Origin of the sequence: Xanthobacter sp. 126 (genome assembly GCF_000526175.1) — a bacterium.
GTDB classification, from domain to species: domain Bacteria; phylum Pseudomonadota; class Alphaproteobacteria; order Rhizobiales; family Xanthobacteraceae; genus Xanthobacter; species Xanthobacter aminoxidans.
Genome location: NZ_JAFO01000001.1, coordinates 4,344,004 through 4,364,339 on the forward strand (window position 1 = coordinate 4,344,004; position 20,336 = coordinate 4,364,339).

Here is a 20,336-nt window from a genome sequence, read left to right on the forward strand (position 1 = left end):
ATGGCCGTAGTGCTGGCGGGTGTCGGCGGGTGCCAGCTCTCGAACCCGAGAATGATCGTGACTCCGCATGACCGGCCGTCGGGGCCGTTCCCCCAGCCGTGAACTGACGACCGGGCGTCCCCTCAGAAAGCGACCGTCGTGCGCAGGCCCACCACCCAGGCGTTTTCATTGACGGGCGAGGTGTAGCCGCCGGGATCGATGACGTATTGCAGCGAGGCCTTCAGGTTCAGCCAGCCCGTTGCCTGGAACCCGTAATAGGCTTCCAGCACGTATTCGTTGTGCTGCACGTAGCCCGGGCCGAGCCCCAGCCAGTTGGCCTCGGCCTGCGCGGTTGCGAGCCGTGGGTTGATGCCGGTCGTTCCGATGGCGAAACCCATGTCGTCATCGGGGCGGCTTGCGAACGTGCCGTGCTGCTGAATGCCCCACGCCACCTGATAGAGCTGCGTGGAGGTCCGCGGGTCGGCATAGGTGAAGTTGAAGAAGCTCCACAATCCCTGCTTCGGGTTCGGCCCCTGGGCATTGCCGGTCAGCTGCTGGATGAAGGAAACATAGAAGCCGTAGCGCCCGTAGTCCTGGGCATAGGGCAGCCCCGAGATAAGCTGGGGCTGTCCGTTGATGCTCGTGACGGCGTTATCCGCGGTCGCGGTATCGAACCATCCGCCGATCTTGTAGGTGCCCGACAGATTCCAGAGCGTCGGCGTCCATTTCAGCTCCAGGGGCACCAGCGCACCCTCGGAACCGGACGGCCAGCTGGGCAGCAGCGCCCATTTCGCCTGAACCGACAAATAGGTCTGGTTTTCGTCGTAGACGGCGGCTGAAAAGGTCAGGTCGTCGGTGAGATGGACCTTCAGGACGCCGCCCCACTGGCTCACCGGCCAGTTGAAGATGTAGTTCCCAGCTATATTTCCGGGAACCGAGCCGCAGAAGGTCAGATTGATGAAATCGCAGCGCTCGAAGCCGAAATCGGCGCCGACGGCGAGACGGCCGACCTTGATGTCTACGGCGCCGTCGAACAAGGCCTGATTGTAGTGGAAGTCCACGAGACGGACGATGTTGCCGCGGCCATAGACTTCATTCATCAGCATCAGCGCCGGAATGTTGGCGAGTTCCGCGAGGTTGTCGCCCCAGCGGCCCACGAGCGTGATGCCGAAGGTGCCGCCGGTGATGTTGGCCAGCTTCTCCATGTCGAAGAGGGCCTGGATGGAGGCCTGGCCCGCATTGGCGCCCGTCTGCTGCGTACCGCCCGACAGGTTCCCGACCGTCTCGTTGACCAGCCCGCCCGAGATGTCGATCCCCTGTTCCTTCAGCCGGCTCCGCCCCAGGTCCCCGAAGAGATAGGGGCGGGTCAGGAAATCGTCCGACGCGACGGTAGACGGCGCCGCGGTGCCGGCTGCCGCGAGATCGCCCGCAAGCCCCGGAGCTGCGGCGGATATCAAAAGCGCGGGAATGAGTGCGAGCCGCGCCTGCACCGTCCGGCCGCAGGCACGGCGGCGTCGATCGTCAGATCGCCTCGGTCGCCTCATCCGCCGTATTCCCATCCAGAGAGCCTACAGAAAACGCAGAATCGCCTGCGTAGAATGCACGCTTTCGCGCCTGTCGAACCGGTCTGAACGAAAAGAAGAGCTAAATACCAACGAAGTCGCCGCTCCGTTACCACTCCGGCCAAGCTTCGATGGTCGACCGCGGGTTCATGCCGCCAAAAATCACGGCGAACGTCCGTCACGCGCCCGTCCGGGGGCATCGTTTCACAGCCGCCTGAGGCTCACCTCGGCGACTTCGTGACGGCCCGCCTTGCGCAGGATGAGGTCGGCGCGCTGGCGGGTGGGCAGGATGTTGTCCTGCAGGTTGACGAGGTTGATCCGCCGCCAGATGGACAGCGCGGTCGCCTGCGCTTCGTCGTCGGAGAGCTGCGAGTAGCGGTGGAAGTAGGAGAGCGGGTCGGTAAAGGCGGTCTCGCGCAGGCGCATGAAGCGCTCCACGTACCAGCGCTCGATCACGTCCTCGTCTCCGTCGATGTAGACCGAGAAGTCGAAGAAGTCGGAGACGAAGGGGATCGCCTTGCCATCCTTCGGCGGGCGCGTGGTCTGGAGCACGTTCAGCCCCTCCACGATGAGGATGTCCGGCCGGTCGATCTCCACATACTGGTCGGGCATCACGTCGTAGAAGAAGTGCGAGTAGAGCGGCGCGCGCACCGGCCGGCGACCGGCCTTGATGTCGGTGAGGAAGCGCAGCAGCAGCGCGACGTCGTAGCTCTCGGGAAAGCCCTTCTTCTCCATCAGCCCCTCGCGCTCGAGGATGGCGTTGGGCAGGAGGAAGCCGTCGGTGGTCACGAGGTCCACCTTGGGCGTGTTGGGCCAGCGGGCGAGCAGCGCCTGCAGCACGCGCGCGGTGGTGGACTTGCCCACCGCCACCGAGCCGGCGACGCCGATGATGTAGGGCATCTTCTGCTCGCCCGCCGCCTCGCCCTCGCGGTGGTCGAGAAAGTGGCTCATGGCGCGGTAGAGCTTCTGCGTCGCCGCCACATAGAGCGACAGCAGGCGCGACAGCGGGAGGTAGATCTCCTCCACCTCTTTCATGGAGAGGCGGACGCCAAGGCCTTCCAGCCGTGCGATCTCGTCCGGCCGCAACGTCATGGGCGTGTCGCGGCGCAGCTTCGCCCACTCCTCGCGGGAGAAGGAGCGATACGGGGAGAGGCCGGGGTCGATGGGCCGGTCCATGATCGCGATGTCTCTGTCAGGCGGTGGGACGGGCGGCTTTTTCGGCGAGACCGGACTGGGCGGTCCTCCGCGCAAGCTCGGCATGGATGTCGGCGAGGCTCACGCCACGGGCCTTGAGCACCACCATCAGGTGGTAGAGGAGGTCGCTCGCCTCGCCCACGAGGTCCTTCTCGCTGCCGGAGACGGCGGCGATCACCGTCTCCACCGCCTCCTCGCCCAGCTTCTGGGCGCATTTGGCGACGCCCTTGTCGAGCAGGGAGCGGGTGTAGGAGGCGCCGGCGTCCGCCGATGCCCGCGCCGCGACGATGGCTTCGAGATCGGCGAGGGAGAAGCTGTCGCTCATCGGGTCGGCCCCACAAGACGGGTCAGGAACGAAGGCACTGAAGCATTTTCAGCGACTTGGGGAGCGGTTCGCATCAAGAAAATGCGAGAAACGGGTTAACCGGAAGCGCTGCGGCACCGCCGTTCCCGGCGCGGCTCAATCGAGCCGTACCGGAAGACCGGCCTCGGCCAGCCGGTCCTTGGCCTCGCGCACCGTGAAGGTGCCGAAGTGGAAGATCGAGGCGGCGAGCACCGCCGAGGCGCCGCCATCCCGGATGCCCTCCACCAGATGGTCGAGGATGCCGACGCCGCCGGAAGCGATGACCGGCACATGCACGGCATCCGCCACCGCCCGGGTCAGCGCGCAGTCGAAGCCCTGTCCGGTGCCGTCGCGATCCATGGAGGTGAGCAGGATCTCGCCGGCGCCGAGGTCCACGACCTCACGGGCATACTGGATGGCGTCGATGCCGGTGGGGTTGCGCCCGCCATGGGTGAAGATCTCCCAGCGGTCCGTCTCGCCCGGCTGCGACACCTTCTTGGCGTCGATGGCGACAACGATGCACTGCTCGCCGAACTTCTCCGCCGCCTCGCCCACGAAGGCGCGGCGGTTCACGGCAGCGGTGTTGATGGAGACCTTGTCCGCCCCGGCATGGAGCAGGGTGCGCACATCGTCCACCGTGCGCACGCCACCACCCACCGTGAGCGGCATGAAGCACTGCTCGGCGGTGCGGCGCACCACGTCGAGGATGGTGCCCCGGTTCTCGTGGCTGGCGGTGATGTCGAGGAAGGTGAGTTCGTCGGCCCCGGCGGCGTCATAGGCGCGCGCAGCCTCCACCGGATCACCGGCGTCGCGCAGGTCCACGAACTGGACGCCCTTGACCACGCGGCCGTCCTTCACGTCGAGACAGGGGATGACGCGGACCTTCAGCATGGCGCACCTATCGTCCCGCCACCAGCGCGAGGGCCTCGCGCGGGTCCAGCCGCCCGTCATAGAGGGCCCGGCCGGTGATGGCGCCTTCGAGCTTCTTCGCGCCCGGCGCGAGCAGTCCCTCGATATCCGCCAGGGAGGCGAGGCCGCCGGAGGCGATCACCGGCAGCGAGATGGCCTCGGCCAGCGCGATGGTGGCTTCGAGGTTCAGGCCCTTCAGCAGGCCGTCGCGGGCGATGTCGGTGTAGATGATGGCGGCAACGCCCGCATCCTCGAAGCGGCGGGCGATGTCCACGGCGGCAAGCTCGGACGTCTCCGCCCAGCCTTCCACCGCGACGTGCCCGTCGCGGGCGTCGAGGCCCACCACGATGCGGCCGGGATGGGCTTTCGCCGCCGCCTTCACGAAGTCCGGGTCGCGCACCGCGGCGGTGCCGAGGATGACGCGGGTGACGCCCTTCTCCAGCCAGCCTTCCACCGTGCGCATGTCGCGGATGCCGCCACCGAGCTGCACCGGGATGGAGACCGTCTCGAGGATGCGGTCCACCGCCGCCGCGTTCACCGGCTTGCCGGCGAAGGCGCCGTCGAGGTCGACGAGATGCAGGTAGCGGAAGCCGAGGCTCTCGAACTCCTCCGCCTGGGCGGCAGGGTCGCGATTGAACACGGTGGCCCGCGCCATGTCGCCCTGTTCGAGGCGCACGGCGAGGCCGTCCTTGAGGTCGATGGCCGGAAAGAGGATCACGGATGCCACTTCAGGAAATTGGCGAGGAGCGCGAGGCCGAGGGTCTGGCTCTTCTCGGGATGGAACTGGGTGCCGGCGACATTGTCCCGCGCCACCGCGGCGGTGATGGTGCCGCCGTAGTCGGTGGTGGCGAGGAGGTCGATGCCGTCCGCCGGCTTGAGGTGATAGGAGTGGACGAAATAGGCATGAAGCCCGGACGCGCCGGTGGGAATGCCGGCGAGCAGCGGGTGCTCGCGCGCGATTTCCAGCGTGTTCCAGCCCATGTGCGGGATCTTGAGGCCGGGATCGTTGGGGGTGATGCGGTCCACCTCGCCGCGGATCCAGCCGAGGCCCTCGGTGACGCCGTGCTCCAGCCCACGCTCGGCGAGAAGCTGGAGGCCCACGCAGATGCCGAGGAAGGGACGCCCCCTGCCCTTCACCGCCTCGGTCATGGCCTCCACCATGCCCGGCACCGCATCCAGGCCCGCCCGGCAGTCGGCGAAGGCGCCGACGCCCGGCAGCACGACGCGATCGGCGGTGCGCACCACCTCCGGGTCGCTGGTGACGACGACGCTCTGGCCGGCATCGTGGGCGAGGCTCTGCGCCGCGCGCTCCATGGCCTTGGCGGCGGAATGCAGGTTGCCGGAATTGTAGTCGATGATGGCGACGGTCACGCCTCAGGCTCCCGGAAAGGCGCCGATGACGCCGGATGAGCCGCCCGGAACCGGGAAGGACGGGCGAATGGCCGGAAGGGCGGAGGCGGCGCGGGCCGCAGGAAACAGGCCGTCCCATTCGGCAAAGAAGCGATGTTCCGCCTCGTCCCGGTCGGCGGCGACCACCACGGCGGTCTCCTCATAGCCGAGGCGCTCCAGCTTGCGCTGGCGCAGGCGCGGCAGTTCCAGGGCGAGGAGGACATGGAAGCCGATCATCACCGCGTTGCCGACCCCATCGGCGACGCCGACCCACACTTCCGCGAGGACCATGAGGACCATCACCGCCACATAGGCGGCGAACACCAGCCACAGGCGGAAGCGCAGCAGCACGATGGGGGCGAAGAACAGCGTCGCCCAGGAGAATTTCTCGCGCACGAACACGGTGCGCCCCGCCGCCTGCTCGGCGGTGTCGCCGGGGACGGTGCGGGTCAGAACGGTCCAGCTGGCCATGGCTGCCTCGTCTCCTGCCTCGGTTCCTGCCTCGTCTCTGCCCGCCTCAGGTGCCCAGGGCGCCCTTGGTGGAGGGGATCTCCCCCGCCGCCGCGGGGTCCACCGCCACCGCCGCGCGCAGCACCCGGGCGAGGCCCTTGAAGCAGCTTTCCGCGATGTGGTGCGCGTTCACCCCGTACAGCGTCTCCACATGCAGGGTGACGCCGGCATTGGAGGCGAAGGCCTGGAAGAATTCCCGCACCAGCTCGGTGTCGAATTCGCCGATCTTCGGCACCGCGAACTCGGTGCGGAAGACAAGGAACGGCCGGCCGGAAATGTCGATGGCGACGCGGGTCAGCGTCTCGTCCATGGGCAGGAGCACGTCGGCATAGCGCGTGATGCCGCGCATGTCGCCGAGCGCCTTCTTGACCGCCTGGCCGAGCACGATGCCCACATCCTCGGTGGTGTGGTGGAAATCGATGTGGAGGTCGCCCACCGCCTTGATATCGAGATCGAAACGGGCGTGACGGCCGAGCAGGTCCAGCATGTGGTCGAGGAAACCGACACCGGTGGCGACAGACGTCCGCCCCGTCCCGTCGAGGTCGACGGCGAGCGTGACGCTGGTCTCCTTGGTCTCGCGGACGATTTCGGCCTTGCGCATGGAACTCCTCCAAGGCTGCGGCTTCTATCAGCAACCTCGCTGCAACGCCATATGGCGATGAGATGACGGCGCGCGCGACGGAATGCTACGTCTTTCCCGGCGTCACCCGCCTCGCGCCGACGCACCAACTATGGCATAGCGCACCCGTCAACCCGACGGGGATCGCCGATGCCGACGACGCACAATGACGGGCTGGAGCTTGCTTATCAGGTCAGCGGCGAAGGCCCGCCCCTGCTCATCATCTCCGGCCTGTCGGCCGAGCGCTCCTTCTGGGCCCTGTCGCGCCCGCTGCTGAAGGGCTTCACCCTCATCGAGTTCGACAACCGGGACATCGGCAAGAGCCAGCGGGCCAAGGCGGCCTACACCGCAGCCGACATGGCCCGCGACGCCCTCGCCGTGCTCGATGCCTCAGGCTTCGAGAAGGCCCATGTCGTTGGCCATTCCATGGGCGGCATGATCGCGCAGGAACTGGCCATCGCCGCGCCGCAGCGGGTGAACCGGCTGGTGCTGTCCAACACCATCGCCCGCAACGATCTCTACACCACCGAAATCATGCGGCTGTTCAAGGAGCTGCGGCTCCAGCTCGACAACGAGCTGACGTTCGGCGCCGCGCTCACGACCTTCGTGCTCGGCATGCGCACGCTGAACAAGATCCCGCTTTTTGCGGCCGTCCAGCAGTCGCTGGACGCGGGCCTCTACCAGGAGAAGGACGCCTTCATCCGCCAGGTGGGGGTCTGCGTCGGCTTCGACAGCCTCGCCCGCATTGGCACAATCACCGCGCCCACCCTCGCCATCTATTGCGACGACGACCGCCTGTTCTCCCCGGCCATGGTGCGCGAGGTGGCGAACGGCATTCCCGGCGCGAAGCTTGACGAGATCATCGACAGCGGCCACTGCCCCATGGTGGAGGCGCCGGAGAACTTCTGCACCACCGTGCGCGCCTTCCTCAACGGAAGCTGAGCGGGAAGCGAGTTGCGTCAGCCGCGGAAGCGCATAAGTAAGCTCCAAGCGGAGCACTTCATGCATTCCCCTGATACCATTTACGGCACCACCATCGTCACCGTCCGCAAGGGCAACCGCGTCGCCATCGCCGGCGACGGGCAGGTCACGCTCGGCCAAACCGTGCTGAAGGCCAATGCGCGCAAGGTGCGCCGGCTGGGCCGGGGCGACGTGATCGGCGGCTTTGCCGGCGCCACCGCCGACGCCTTCACGCTGTTCGAGCGGCTGGAAGCGAAGCTGGAGCAGTATCCCGGCCAGCTTCAGCGCGCCGCCGTGGAACTCGCCAAGGACTGGCGGACTGACCGCTATCTGCGCCGGCTGGAGGCCATGATGATTGTGGCCGACGCCTCGGTCTCCCTCGTCCTCACCGGCACCGGCGACGTGCTGGAGCCGGATGCCGGCGTGGCGGGCATCGGCTCGGGCGGCATGTATGCCCTCGCGGCCGCGCGCGCGCTCCTCGATCGCGAGGAGGATCCGGAGGCGATCGTGCGCCGCTCGCTGGAGATCGCGGCCGACATCTGCGTCTACACCAACCGGAACATCGTCGTGGAAACCATCGGGTCCTGAGCAGCCCCGCCCCCCGCGATAAGGACAGCTGATTCCATGAGCGACTTTTCCCCCCGTGAGATCGTCTCCGAGCTTGACCGCCATATCGTCGGCCAGGGCAAGGCCAAGCGCGCGGTGGCCATTGCCCTGCGCAACCGCTGGCGCCGACAGCAGCTGGACGAAAAGCTGCGCGAGGAGGTTCTCCCCAAGAACATCCTGATGATCGGCCCGACCGGCGTCGGCAAGACCGAGATTTCCCGCCGCCTCGCCCGGCTCGCCGGCGCGCCCTTCCTGAAGGTCGAGGCCACCAAGTTCACCGAGGTCGGCTATGTGGGCCGCGACGTGGAGCAGATCGTGCGCGATCTCGTGGAGGTCGGCATCGGCCTGACCCGCGATGCCAAGCGCAAGGACGTGCAGGCGAAAGCCCACCTCAATGCCGAGAACCGCGTGCTCGACGCCCTTGTCGGCGCCACCGCCTCGCAGGCCACCCGCGACGCCTTCCGCAAGCGCCTGCGTGCTGGCGAGCTGGACGACAAGGAGGTCGAGATCGAGGTGGCGCAGGGCCAGCAGGGCATGCCCATGTTCGAGATTCCCGGCATGCCGGGCGCCCAGATGGGCGCCATCTCGCTGGGCGACATGCTCGGCAAGGCCTTCGGCGGCCGCTCCAAGCCGCGCCGCGTCACGGTGAAGGAGGCCCACCCCCTTCTTCTCACCGAGGAGGCGGACAAGCTGATCGACCAGGAGGCCATCACCCAGGAGGCGATCCACGCCGTCGAGAACAACGGTATCGTCTTCCTCGACGAGATCGACAAGATCGCCGGGCGCGAGGGCCGCTCGGGAGCGGACGTCTCCCGCGAGGGCGTGCAGCGCGATTTGCTGCCGCTCATCGAGGGCACCACCGTTTCCACCAAGCACGGGTCGGTGAAGACCGACCACATCCTGTTCATCGCCTCCGGCGCGTTCCACGTCTCCAAGCCGTCCGACCTGCTACCGGAGCTTCAGGGCCGCCTGCCCATCCGGGTGGAGCTTGAGGCGCTGACCCGCGCCGACTTCGTGCGCATCCTCACCGAGACCGAGGCGAGCCTCGTCAAGCAGTCGGTGGCGCTCATGGGGACGGAGGGCGTGACGCTGGACGTCACGGCGGACGCCGTGGAGGCCATCGCCGATGCCGCGGTGGAGGTGAACTCCAATGTGGAGAACATCGGCGCCCGTCGCCTGCAGACGGTGATCGAGCGCGTGCTCGACGACCTCTCCTTCTCCGCGCCCGACCGCTCCGGCGAGACGGTGGTGGTGGACGCGGAGTATGTGCGATCGCGCGTCGCCGACCTCGCGAAGAACGCCGATCTCAGCCGCTTCATCCTCTGAGGCGGCTCACGACAGGCGGGTGCGCTCGCCCCAGGCCAGTTTTTTGCGGTAGAGGGTCGAGGGGCTGAGGTCGAGAGCGGCGGCGGCGAGCGAGATGTTGCCGTCGAAGGCGGCGATTGCGGCCTCGATGGCGCGTCGCTCGATCACCGCCAGCGGCTCCACCCGGCCGTGCCACGCCAGGCCGTCGGACCAGCCCTGGATGAACACCTCGGGGCTCCGGCCGGGGGTGTCCGCCTCGGGCGCGGCAGGTTCGGCGAGGAAACCGGGAGGAATGGTGCCGCCTTCGCTCAGGATCACCACCTGCCGCATCAGGTTCTGCAATTCGCGCACATTGCCGGGGAAACGGCGGGCACGCAGCGCCTCCACCACCTCGGGCGTGAAGCGCGGCATGGGCCGGCCCTCCTCTCCGGCGAAGCGGGCAAGGAACGTCTCGGCCAGAAGCAGCACATCGTCGCCGCGCGCCCTGAGCGGGGGCAGCGCCAGCGGCAGCACCGCCAGCCGGTAATAGAGATCTTCCCGCAGGCGGCCGGCGCGCACCTCCTCCAGCGGGTCACGGCTGGTGGCGCAGACGAGGCGCACGTCTGCCTCCCGCTCCGCCACCTCGCCCACGGGGCTGAACCGGCCCGTCTCGACGAAGTGCATCAGCCGGGCCTGGCAGGCCGGGTCCATCTGGGTGATCTCGTCGAGGTGGAGGGTGCCGCTCTGGGCGCGGTCCATGGCGCCGGCGTCCTCGCGGCCGAACAGGGCGATTTCCATCAGTTCGGGGGGAATGACGGCGCAGTTGAGAGCGACGAACGGCGCATCGCGCCGCGAGGACGCGGCATGGACCGCCGCCGCCACCAGATCCTTCCCGGTCCCGCTCTCGCCGGTCACGAACACCGCCGCGCGCGAGGCGGCAAGGCGCTCGATCTGGGCGTAAACCGCCTGCATCGCCGGCGAACGCCCGGAGAGACCGCAAAAATCGCCCCCGCGCGGCAGGGGACGGGCCGCCCGGCGGCGGCGCTCGGGCCGGCGCGCCGGGGTCGCGGCGAGCAGGCGGTCCATCACCTCCTCGATCACGAGCGGCTTCTGCACCACGTCGTCGGCCCCCGCCCGCATGGCGGCGACAGCATCTGTCACCGAACCTTCGCTCAGCGCCACGACGAGCGTACCGGCATATCCGCTGGCGCGCACCCGCCGCACCACATCTTCCGGGTCCTCCGTCCCGAGGAGCACGGAGGTGCAGCGGGGCAGCAGGGTCAGCGCCGAGGCGATGTCGGTCGCCTCGATCAGATCGAGGGAATCACGTCGGGCAAGCGCCGCACGCACGGCCGCACGTGCGGTCGGGTCAGGATCGCAGATCATAAGGCGGGCCGGCCCGCCGGTACGCCGGGCGATGGAAAACTGGGACATGGACTGCGGATCGCGGGAAAAGAACATCCCTGGAAGTAGACGCCCGGCAGCGTAAAGGAAGCCTTGCCGCCCGCACAACCCATTCTCACGGTGTCACTTCCGCCCACCCGATCAGGCAAGCTCGCCGGTCAGCCCCGCGGCGGTTTGCCCGCACCAGCATCGGCGGAGAGGCCCGCGCTTTCCAGCGCCGCGAGCGCACGCGAGGCATGATCCTTGGAGGGCAGCAGGCGCGTCACCAGCCGGCGCACGCCATCGGCACCGTCGGAGGCCTGATGAACCATGAGGTTGACCACCTCCCGCTCCTCGCTGTGGCGCCCGAGGGCGTGAAGACTGAGGGCGAGCGCGATGCGGTTTTCCACCGTCGGATGCAACGTCAGCTGGGGCAGCATGGCCTGCGCCGCGATGAGATCGCCACGCAGGAAAGCGGCGAGCGCCAGATAGGAATCCCGGAACGGGGTCGCCACCGCCCCCTCGCGGCGGGCGTTGGCGAGCAGGGCCTCGCCCTCCGCGATCCGCCCGGCGCCGATGAACACCACGCCCACCGTGGCCGCCACGTCGAAATCGAGCGGATTGAGGCGCAAGGCGCGGTCCGCGGTCGTCACCGCCTCGTCCGGCTCCCCGGCGAAAAGCTGCACCAAAGCGAGCGCGCGGGCGGCATAGGCGCTGGCGGGGGCCAGTTCCACGGCACGCTCTGCCTCGTCCAGCATCACCTCAAGTTCGGCCTCCGAAGGGGCCGGCGTGTCGTCGTGCAGCGTGCGCTGGAGCTGGGTCTCGGCGCGCACCGCGTGGCCGAGAGCGAAGGCGGGGTCGCGGCGGGTGAGTTCCGCGAGGCACTCGTCCACATTGATGCCGCGCGTCTCCTGCCGGGTCTCGGCCTTCATTTCAGGCCGAGTCTCCTGGCTATCGCTGCGCCTCTGGGCGGCAGCGGCGGCGACGCAGCCGTAGCCGGAGGCCGGAGCACGGGCGAGGGCCTGCGCCCGTGCGCGGACCTGCACCACGCCATAGCCCTCCATCACCGCGACGGCCACGTCATGGATCACCCGCTGCTCGCTCTCCGCAAGCTTCCCGGCACCGGACAGGCCGTCCATCATGGTGGACCAGACGATGGAGCCGTCGCAGCGGTCGGTGAGGCGAACGGCAAGGGAGAAGGTGCCATCCGGCCGGCCTTCGGCAAGGCCGGCGAGGGAGAAGACCGAGCGCGGCACCTTGGCCGCACACGCTTCGGCGACAGCACTCTCATGGATATCGGCACCGGCGGCACGCACCTGGGTAAAATCGAAGCGGGCGAAGGCGTCGCGCATCCGCTCCTCGATGGCGCGCAGCTCGGTCATCGGCGGCGCACCGTCGCCGGACGCCTCGAAGGTGCGGACCTCGACCAGCGGAAGCCGGATGCGGTCCGCTGTCGCGGCGGCGGTTGCCGCATCGCGCGGCGCCTTGATGTCGGCGTCCCACAGGGCGAAGCCTAGGCCTGCCGTCACCACCACCGCGAGCCCCGCCGCCAGGGCCGGCAGCAGCCGACGGGGGCGGGTGATCTCGGCGGGGACCTCGGTCGATCCCGGCGGCACGGCGGATGTGTCGGGATCGGCCAGCGCCGCATCGTCCGGCCCGCGGGCGCGGAACTGAGGCACATAGCCGCCCTTCGGGACATCGATGATGACGGGATCATCGGCGCCGACGGTTGCGTAATACCGGTCAAGCGCACGCCGAAGCCGGGTCGCCTCCACCCGCACGATGGGATCGGACTGGGGATCGAACGATGGCGGGCGGCCCAGGGCCTCGACCGCGATGGTGTAGCCCTTCAGCGCGTCAGCACGCCCGTCCAGCGTCGATTCGACAACGAACCGCAGAAAGGCGGCGAGGCGGGGCGAGGACGCGAAATCGGCCGAGGCAAGCACGCGATCGAGGGCGGCGCGCACGCTGGCAGAGGCATCGGCCGTCTGGGCCACACCTTCCCCACCGGCTTCCACCGCGCTCTCTTCGCCTGCGTCTGCAGCGCTGCTTACCACGATACCGTCCTAACCTACGGTCACGACCTTTGTCGATCAGAACCCATGCACAAGCAAGAGGGCGGGATCAAGGTGAGCGCGCTCCCTGCGGCAAGCTTCCCGCGACGGTTCCCACCGGCAATGCGGACTGCTAGCCTTGCCGCGACGCGACCGCACCCGAGGCCGCCGGCCGGCATGTGCCGGCGGCGCGCGACCCGCACTGTGCGCGCTGGCGCGTTGTAAATCGGCGCCAAAGACAAGGCGCGCGGGAGAGGAACCATCATGGCTCTGGACGATCTGGTGACCGACGGCATGCGCGCGGACAGTGTTCCGAACGACCTCGAAGCCTTCTGGATGCCGTTTACCTCCAACCGGTCGTTCAAGAAGCGACCGCGGCTCGTGTCCCGCGCCAAGGACATGCACTATTATACGCCGGAAGGTCGCCCCATCCTCGACGGCTGCGCCGGCCTGTGGTGCGTCAACCCCGGCCACAACCGCGAGCCCATCGTCGAGGCCATCCGCGACGGCGCCGCCGAGATGGATTTCGGCCCGACCTTCCAATACGGCCACCCGAGTGCGTTCCGCCTCGCCACCAAGATCGCCGACCTCGCGCCCGGCGACCTCGACCATGTCTTCTTCTGCAACTCGGGCTCCGAGGCGGTGGACACGGCGCTGAAGATCGCCCTCGCCTACCAGCAGACCATCGGACAGGGCACCCGCACCCGCCTCATCGGCCGCGAGCGCGGCTATCACGGCGTCGGCTTCGGCGGCATTTCCGTGGGCGGCATGGTGGCGAACCGTCGCACCTTCGGCACCATGCTGGCCGGCGTCGACCACCTGCGCACCACCTACGACCGGGAGAATCAGGCCTTCTCAAAGGGCGAGCCGGAATATGGCGCGCATTTCGCCGACGAGCTGGAGCGCATCGTCGGCCTGCATGACGCCTCCACCATCGCCGCCGTCATCGTCGAGCCCATGGGCGGCTCCACCGGCGTGCTGCCGGCGCCGAAGGGCTATCTCAAGCGCCTGCGCGAGATTTGCGACAAGTACGGCATCCTGCTGATCTTCGACGAGGTCATCACCGGCTACGGCCGCCTCGGCTACGCCTTCGCCGCCGAGCGCTACGGCGTCATCCCGGACATGATCTGCTTCGCCAAGGGCATCACGGCCGGCGCCGTACCCATGGGCGGCGTCATCGCCCGCAAGCCCATCCACGACGCCTTCATGAAGGGGCCGGAGCACGTGGTGGAGCTGTTCCACGGCTACACCTACTCGGCGCATCCGCTGGCCTGCGCCGCCGGCCTCGCGACGCTCGACCTCTACGCGAAGGAGAACACCTTCACGCACGCCTTGGCGCTGGAGCCCTTCTTCGCCGATGCGGTCATGTCGCTGAAGGACAAGCCCGGCGTGCTCGACATCCGCACCGTGGGCATCACCGGTGCGGTGGACCTCGCCCCGCGCGCCGGCTCGCCCGGCCTGCGCGGCTACGAGGCGCTGGAGAAGGCCTTCCACGAGGAAGGCTTCATGATGCGCATCGCCGGCGACACGCTCGTCATCACCCCGCCCCTCATCATCTCGAAGGATCAGGTGGGCGAGCTGGTGGAGAAGCTCGGACGGGTGATCGAAAAGACCGCCTGAAGAACGCCGCGCGCGTCCGCCGCACCCTGGTGAGCGGCGGACGCCGACGGGCAACCCACACACCCTGGCCGCCAGCCGCAACGGGGTGCGGCCGACGGCCAGGCCGTGCGGGCCGCGAAGCAGGGGCGTCAAGCTCGCGGGCCGCACATTCGCGGTCTCGAGATGGAAGCAACTGGACGTGGAGATTTGCGCGCGCCTCACGCGGCCGGCACCGACCGGCCCAGCCAGCCGGCACCAGCCGCGAGGCCGCTAGAGCCGTCCTGTGAGTGCCAGCACGATCACGATGATCAGCAGCACACCCACGATGCCGCCGGGTCCATACCCCCACCCGGAGCTGTAGCCCCATCTCGGCAGCGCGCCGATGAGCAGCAGCACGAGAATGATGATGAGGATCGTGGACATCAGCGGCCTCCCAGTCTGTCGGGCGGAGCCACGCTCCGCCTCGCGCATCTGGTAACGCCCACGAGGCCTTGCAGTTCCTTGGCTTGTGGAGGAACGCCCGAAGCTCTGCGGGCGGTCCGGCCAACTTATAAAGCGCGATCCGAGCGGATTGAATCAATCCGCTCGGTGAATCGCCCTCTCACACTTGGCAAGAGAACGCGTGACCCGATCAGACTGCGATGCCATCTGATGGGCGCGTGCTCTAGAGCGGCGCCGTGGCTCCGGCGAGCCAGTCGACGCTGCTCTCATCCACCAGCGGCGCGAGGGTCGCGCGGACCTCGGCGTGATAGGCGTCCACCTGCGCCCGCTCGGCACCGGTGAGGAGACGAAGATCGATCAGCCGCCGGTCGTAGGGGACCAGCGTGAGGGTCGAGAAGCCGAAGCACGGCCGCTCGCCGGCCTCCACCGGGCGGTCCTCCACCAGGATCAGGTTCTCGATGCGGATGCCGTAGGCGCCGGTGCGATAGAAGCCCGGTTCGTTGGAGAGGATCATCCCCGCGGCCAGCGACAGGTGGCCGAGCTGGGAGATGCGCGCCGGCCCCTCATGCACGGAAAGCCCTGCGCCGACACCGTGGCCGGTGCCGTGATCGAAATCGAGCCCGTTCTCCCACAGGAACTGCCGCGCCAGCGGATCGAGCTGGGCCCCCGTGATCCCCTTGGGAAATACCGCGCGGGTGAGAGCCAGATGGCCCTTCAGCACCAGCGTGTAGTGGCGGCGCATATCTTCCGTCGGCGTGCCGACGGCGAGGGTACGGGTGATGTCCGTGGTGCCATCAGGATATTGCGCGCCGGAATCGAGGAGGAACAGCTCGCCCGGATGGATCGCCCGGTTGGTTTTGCGCGTGACCCGGTAGTGCACGATGGCGCCGTTCTCCCCCGCCCCGGCGATGGTCGGGAAGGAGATGTCGGTAAGACAGCCGGTGGCGCGGCGGAAGGTCTCCAGCGCCTCCACCGTGTCGATCTCGGTCAGTTTGCCGGTGGGCGCCTCCCGGTCGAACCAAGCGAGGAAGCGCACCAGCGCAGCGCCGTCGCGCACATGGGCCGCGCGCATCCCCGCGATCTCGGCCGGGTTCTTCGAGGCCTTGATGAGGGAGATGGGGTCGGCGCCCTTGTCGGCGATGCCGCCTGCCGTCTCGATGAGCGTGGCGAGGCGCACGGGCGCGGTGGCCTGATCGACGCGAATGCGCCGGCCCTTTCCGTCGCCCTTGCCCTCGCCTTTGGCGAAGGCAGCGAGCACGCGGTCGAGGTCGCCCACGCTGTGCAGACGGGCATGCCCCGCGAGGGCGGCGCGCACCTCGTGAGAGAGCTTCAGCGCCTCAAGGAAAAGGTCGGGCAGTCCCTCGCGCGGGATGATGCACCAGGCGAGCGGCAGCGGCGTGTGCGCCACGTCCCCGCCGCGCATGTTGAACAGCCAAGCAGCCCCGTGCGGATCGGAGACGAGCACGCCGTCGAGCTTCTCCTCGGCGAGCTTCTCCTGCACCCGCTGGAGCTTGGTGGCGGTGTCCTCGCCGGCGACGGAAAGGTCGAGCAGGCGCACCGGTTCACGGGGCGGTGCGGGCCGATCGGGCCAGATGGGATCGAACGGATCGGCATCCAGCGGCGCGAGGATGCCGCCCGCCGCCGCCACCGCCTTCACCAGCCGCTCGCGGCCATCGATAGTGGTGCGCCACGGATCGAAGCCGAGCCGGGCGCCACGCGGCAGATGGTCCTCGATCCACTTGTCCGGCCGCGTCTGCGACAGGGGCACCACGGTGAAGGCCGCCTCGTCCACCTGCGCCGGGGCCTGGAGGGTGTAGCGCCCGTCCACGAACAACGCCGCCTCCGTCGGCAGCACCACGCAGGTGCCGGCCGAGCCGGTGAAGCCGGTAAGGTACGCAAGCCGCTCCTCGCAGGCCGGCACATATTCGTTCTGGTGCGCATCCGCGCGCGGGATCACATAGCCGTCGAAGCCGAGGCGGGCGAGTTCCGCCCGAAGCGCCGCCAGCCGCGCCGGCCCCTCGGCGCCGTCAGCGAGATCGTCGAAGGTCTGGAAGTGCGCCTTGAACGGGGGATGGCCGTGGGAGGCCGGATGAAGCGGGGAATGGGCGGAAGAAGGGGACGTCATGGGCGGGGCGCCGGGCAATCGTTGAAATCCCTCCGACCATAGGAGCCCCGCCGGGCAACGGCAACGCAGTGGGTATTTCGCGAAACGCCCTTGATGGGCAACCCCGCATCCGATTATGGTCGGCGCCTGTGCGGGCGTAGTTCAGTGGTAGAACGACAGCTTCCCAAGCTGTATGTCGTGGGTTCGATTCCCATCGCCCGCTCCAGTTTCGCGAGCTATGACAAGAGCTTGTCGGCCTACCGTTGAACTCGGCGCTCCCCGTGGAGGTCTACCGCTTGTTCCGGTGAGCCGCCCGCATTTGGGCGACTTCGCTCCCGATGACGGGGCCGGACCGGCGGTCAGCCGGAATTTGGGATGGGAGCTGGATCACGAGCGGGGTCAGCTTGAGATCGTGACCAACGTCGACACCCGTCATGGTGGTTTCTTTCACCATAAGAAGGTCATCCGAGATGTGCGCCCACCTGAGACCCAAGGTGCAGCATCGGACGCAGGGTGCAGCTCCAGCTTCGACCTGCGCCGACCGGGTCGCTTGAATCGGATCTCATCGAGGATGCGGGCCAGCCGTCCGCACTTTTTGGGCTTGGCTATGACTCCATATCCCGGTAGACGGCGCATCATCGAGACGATGCCCTGCGCCTTTCGGACTCTTTCCTGCCCCCGGCCTTCTTCGGTCTATTCGCCTTATCGTACCCCCCCGGAAGCACGCTCGTGGCGTATGCTGTCGCCAATCGAGTTCGAACGGCAGTACAATGCCAAAGCTGACGGCGTCTAGAAACTCGGGGCAACTCAGCTTTTTGCTGCAGCGCGCGAGTTTGGCGACGCCCGACATGATGCGCGCGCTCCGCGAAAACGTGGAACCCGGTGAATTCGCGGCCACCAGCGACGCCATGCGGGATACTGGTCGCGTATGACAATGGCGACGTCTCGCATTCGCCGGGCGCCTCAAGGACGTCCGACGCGTCACCACACGATACGCCCCCGCCGTCAGCTTTCTCGCTGCCGTCGGCATCGCTTCGACCGTCAGCTACAGGTCATGAACATCGCCCCCAGGATTTTCTGGATCGCGGCCGGGACGGGCTCGACGATCCGGTCGGGAAAGCGCAGGCGCAGTCTTGCGGCGGCGTCGCTGAGTGGGCCACCTCCGATCACCACGGTGTCCGCGCCGTCCTGCTCGATGCAGGCGGTCGCCGCCGCAGCCAGGGCCTGGTCCTGCGCGGGAGGATCCGCCGCGAGCGAGATGGGATCACCATCCGGCACGCGAACGCCCGTAAATTGGCCCTGAAGGCCAAGGTCGCGGACGCCGGCCTCGATGGAGCGCACGAGATCCGGCGTCGTTGTGGCGATCCCGAAGCGGGATCCTGTCGCCGCGGCCTTGAGGACGGCCGCTTCGCCGATACCAACCACTGGAACCCGCAGGAGCGCACGCAGCCCCCCCACTCCCGGATTGCCGAAGGCCGATACGATGATCGCATCTACGCGCGATGCCTCCGCGAGCCCGATACGGACGACCTCGTCGGCGGCCTCGGCAAGGCCGGCCTCGTCCACGATCATGGAGGCCCCGCTCATGGCCGTCACCCCGCGCAGGGTGACGGCATCAGGCAGGAGAGGCCCCGCGACCGAAAGCATCATCTCGGTCGAGCGGGTGGAGGTATTGGGATTGATGAGGAGGATCGTTGTCACGGCAAGTTCCTGATACCCGGGCCGGACCTCGGCCCAGGGGAGAGGCGTCAGGCGGTCTGAAGCGGACGTTCGGCCGGCGCCGTCTCCGGCACGGCTTCCATCGACTTTCCGAAGGTCTCCGGCGCGAACTGCACGGCGATGGCGAAGATCGCGTACATGCCCGCCATCATGGTGAACATGCCGGCGACACCGGCCATGTCGAACACCCGGCCGGCAAGCAGCGGCATCCACGCGCCCGCCATGGTCCCGAGCGCGAGAATGAACGCCGTGCCGAAGCCGCGAACCCGGGTGGGGTAGTTTTCCGGCGCGAAGATCCAGATGGTCGTGTTCAGGAGCAGCACGAAAAACTGAAATGCGGCGCCGAACGCGAGGATCAGCGCGTCGGTCGTGGCCAGGAAGCCGAAGCCCAGCCCCGCCGCCACGGCGCACAGAGCGCCCGTCGTCAGCACGATCTTGCGCGGGACGCGCGCTGCCAGCACCGCCGCCGTGAGCGCGCCGAACAGGCTGCCACTCTGCAGGATGATCGTGTACAGGAAGCTCCGCGTGATCGTATGGCCCTGCGAGACGAGGATCGTCGGCATAAGGGTCAGCACGGTGAGCTGCGCGCCGAACGTCATCCAGGACGCGATCCCCACGGCAAGGGTGCGGCGAAGAAGGCCGCGGCGGAAGATGTCGGCCACGATCGCGCCGAGCCTGGGCGTCTCGATCACCGGCTGCGAGGTGACGTGATCGGTCACCTTGACGTTCTTGGTCGAGAAGGACCCGGTCGCGAGTTGCGACAACACGCGATTGGCTTCTGCCACCCGGCCTCGTGTGACCAGGAAGCGCGGTGTCTCCGGCACGAAGCGCCGATAGAACACGACCAGGACCGCCGGGAGCACGAGCGCGCCGAACAGCCACCTCCAGCCGTCCCCGCCCGGGAACAGGGTGAAGATCAGGAGGGCGAAGGCCGGGGCCAGCATGTTGCCGAGGCCGCCGCCTCCCACATTGATGAGCCCGACCGCCGTGCCGCGGAACTTGGAGGAGCAGAACTCGGCGAGCAGGGTGACTGCCGTCACGATCTCGCCGCCGAGCCCGAGGCCGACGATGAAACGGCCGATGGCCATCGTGGTATAGCCCGGCGCGAGAGCGCAGATCGCGGCGCCGACCGTGAACAACAGCAGGTTGACGTTCAGCATGAAGCGGCGGCCCACCCTGTCGGCCAGGACGCCGGAGCCGAGCCGCCCCATGGCGGCCGCGACGAAGGTCATCGTGTTGAGAAACCCGATATCGGCCGCGGAGAGATGCCACTGTTCCCGCAGGAACGGGGCGATCAGCCCCACGGTATTCTGCTCGAAGACGTCGAACATCACCCCGAACAGCACCAGCAGCACGATGAGCTTGTGCGCGGTGGTCACGCCGATCTTGTCGAGCGCCGTCTCGACCTGCACCGCCGCCTCGGACGCGGGGGCGGAAAGCTGCACGTTTTCCCCAGCCATGGTCAGTCCCTTCGTTGGTCCCCAAACCCGCAGGACGGCTGCGATTGAATTTTCAATATGCACGTTCTGCAAAATTTTTTTCAGCAACTTCCATGCCAGCGCAACGATCCGCATGGTGCCGCGCGGCGCTTTGGGTCATACAGGAGCTGGACCGCATGCCCGCGGCAGGCGGGCCGAACCGCGGTTCGGCTGACGGCACAAGATGATAGGAACAGGTGAGG

At 68.1% G+C, this 20,336-nt stretch carries 18 protein-coding genes, 1 tRNA gene and 1 pseudogene; 6 read left to right on the forward strand and 14 right to left on the reverse strand.

Annotation, left to right across the window (positions count from 1 at the left end):
• Positions 1-122: 122 nt before the first annotated feature.
• The 8 genes from XAN126_RS0120565 to hisB form a co-directional block, all read right to left on the reverse strand.
• Positions 123-1,523 carry a carbohydrate porin gene (locus tag XAN126_RS0120565; RefSeq protein ID WP_081762728.1) on the reverse strand — a complete coding sequence of 467 codons (1,401 nt, stop codon included), beginning with the start codon at positions 1,521-1,523 and terminating at the stop codon, positions 123-125.
• A 222-nt stretch (positions 1,524-1,745) separates the two neighbouring features.
• Positions 1,746-2,717 (reverse strand): type I pantothenate kinase, encoded by a 972-nt coding sequence (coaA, locus tag XAN126_RS0120570; protein WP_024280444.1) that lies wholly within the window; start codon positions 2,715-2,717, stop codon positions 1,746-1,748.
• Between the two features lie 16 nt (positions 2,718-2,733).
• Entirely contained in the window at positions 2,734-3,060 is a 327-nt protein-coding gene (locus tag XAN126_RS0120575) for a phosphoribosyl-ATP diphosphatase (protein WP_024280445.1), read from the reverse strand.
• 135 nt (positions 3,061-3,195) lie between these two features.
• Positions 3,196-3,969, reverse strand: coding sequence for an imidazole glycerol phosphate synthase subunit HisF (gene hisF / locus XAN126_RS0120580; protein ID WP_024280446.1), 774 nt, complete (start codon positions 3,967-3,969; stop codon positions 3,196-3,198).
• 7 nt (positions 3,970-3,976) lie between these two features.
• On the reverse strand, positions 3,977-4,714 hold the full coding sequence (gene hisA / locus XAN126_RS0120585; protein WP_081762729.1) for a 1-(5-phosphoribosyl)-5-[(5-phosphoribosylamino)methylideneamino]imidazole-4-carboxamide isomerase: 738 nt from the start codon (positions 4,712-4,714) through the stop codon (positions 3,977-3,979).
• Positions 4,702-5,301: an imidazole glycerol phosphate synthase subunit HisH gene (gene hisH / locus XAN126_RS0120590; RefSeq protein ID WP_245272394.1), complete on the reverse strand. Its 600-nt coding sequence runs from the start codon at positions 5,299-5,301 to the stop codon at positions 4,702-4,704. The genes hisA and hisH overlap by 13 nt, the downstream gene beginning before the upstream one ends.
• Positions 5,302-5,361: 60 nt before the next feature.
• On the reverse strand, positions 5,362-5,847 hold the full coding sequence (locus XAN126_RS26595) for a DUF2628 domain-containing protein (RefSeq protein ID WP_024280449.1): 486 nt from the start codon (positions 5,845-5,847) through the stop codon (positions 5,362-5,364).
• A gap of 46 nt (positions 5,848-5,893) precedes the next feature.
• Complete coding sequence (gene hisB, locus XAN126_RS0120600) at positions 5,894-6,487, reverse strand: imidazoleglycerol-phosphate dehydratase HisB (protein ID WP_024280450.1); 594 nt, start codon at positions 6,485-6,487, stop codon at positions 5,894-5,896.
• A gap of 168 nt (positions 6,488-6,655) precedes the next feature.
• Here hisB and XAN126_RS0120605 point away from each other — a divergent pair, with 168 nt between their 5' ends.
• Genes XAN126_RS0120605 through hslU form a run of 3 tightly spaced genes read left to right on the forward strand, consistent with a single transcriptional unit; the run spans position 6,656 to position 9,397 of the window.
• A complete protein-coding gene (locus tag XAN126_RS0120605) occupies positions 6,656-7,447 on the forward strand; it encodes an alpha/beta fold hydrolase (protein ID WP_024280451.1) in 792 nt (263 codons plus the stop codon).
• A 60-nt stretch (positions 7,448-7,507) separates the two neighbouring features.
• Entirely contained in the window at positions 7,508-8,053 is a 546-nt protein-coding gene (gene hslV / locus XAN126_RS0120610) for an ATP-dependent protease subunit HslV (protein ID WP_024280452.1), read from the forward strand.
• 36 nt (positions 8,054-8,089) lie between these two features.
• Positions 8,090-9,397 (forward strand): ATP-dependent protease ATPase subunit HslU, encoded by a 1,308-nt coding sequence (gene hslU / locus XAN126_RS0120615; protein ID WP_024280453.1) that lies wholly within the window; start codon positions 8,090-8,092, stop codon positions 9,395-9,397.
• Positions 9,398-9,403: 6 nt separating this feature from the next.
• Here the strand turns inward: hslU and XAN126_RS0120620 are convergent, their stop codons facing one another.
• Positions 9,404-10,789, reverse strand: a complete 1,386-nt coding sequence (locus XAN126_RS0120620) for a sigma-54 dependent transcriptional regulator (RefSeq protein ID WP_197024074.1) — start codon at positions 10,787-10,789, stop codon at positions 9,404-9,406.
• A 128-nt stretch (positions 10,790-10,917) separates the two neighbouring features.
• Positions 10,918-12,795 (reverse strand): hypothetical protein, encoded by a 1,878-nt coding sequence (locus tag XAN126_RS0120625; RefSeq protein WP_155982366.1) that lies wholly within the window; start codon positions 12,793-12,795, stop codon positions 10,918-10,920.
• A gap of 261 nt (positions 12,796-13,056) precedes the next feature.
• On the opposite strand from XAN126_RS0120625, the gene XAN126_RS0120630 reads away from it, so the two are divergent.
• On the forward strand, positions 13,057-14,412 hold the full coding sequence (locus XAN126_RS0120630; RefSeq protein WP_024280456.1) for an aspartate aminotransferase family protein: 1,356 nt from the start codon (positions 13,057-13,059) through the stop codon (positions 14,410-14,412).
• Between the two features lie 249 nt (positions 14,413-14,661).
• Here XAN126_RS0120630 and XAN126_RS28000 read toward each other — a convergent pair whose 3' ends face one another.
• Both XAN126_RS28000 and XAN126_RS0120640 read right to left on the reverse strand, forming a co-directional pair.
• Positions 14,662-14,817: a DUF3309 family protein gene (locus tag XAN126_RS28000; protein ID WP_197023048.1), complete on the reverse strand. Its 156-nt coding sequence runs from the start codon at positions 14,815-14,817 to the stop codon at positions 14,662-14,664.
• Between the two features lie 238 nt (positions 14,818-15,055).
• Positions 15,056-16,957: an aminopeptidase P family protein gene (locus XAN126_RS0120640; protein WP_024280457.1), complete on the reverse strand. Its 1,902-nt coding sequence runs from the start codon at positions 16,955-16,957 to the stop codon at positions 15,056-15,058.
• 130 nt (positions 16,958-17,087) lie between these two features.
• On the opposite strand from XAN126_RS0120640, the gene XAN126_RS0120645 reads away from it, so the two are divergent.
• Both XAN126_RS0120645 and XAN126_RS28485 read left to right on the forward strand, forming a co-directional pair.
• Positions 17,088-17,162: transfer RNA gene (locus tag XAN126_RS0120645), tRNA-Gly, on the forward strand.
• A 730-nt stretch (positions 17,163-17,892) separates the two neighbouring features.
• Positions 17,893-17,994: pseudogene (locus XAN126_RS28485) on the forward strand (IS5/IS1182 family transposase); the annotation flags it as partial.
• Here XAN126_RS28485 and XAN126_RS0120655 read toward each other — a convergent pair.
• Together XAN126_RS0120655 and XAN126_RS0120660 are read right to left on the reverse strand one after the other, a co-directional pair.
• A complete protein-coding gene (locus XAN126_RS0120655) occupies positions 17,978-18,637 on the reverse strand; it encodes an aspartate/glutamate racemase family protein (protein WP_024280458.1) in 660 nt (219 codons plus the stop codon). The pseudogene XAN126_RS28485 and the gene XAN126_RS0120655 sit on opposite strands and share 17 nt — an antisense overlap.
• 47 nt (positions 18,638-18,684) lie before the next feature.
• Positions 18,685-20,229: an MFS transporter gene (locus XAN126_RS0120660; RefSeq protein WP_245272307.1), complete on the reverse strand. Its 1,545-nt coding sequence runs from the start codon at positions 20,227-20,229 to the stop codon at positions 18,685-18,687.
• Positions 20,230-20,336 lie beyond the last annotated feature (107 nt).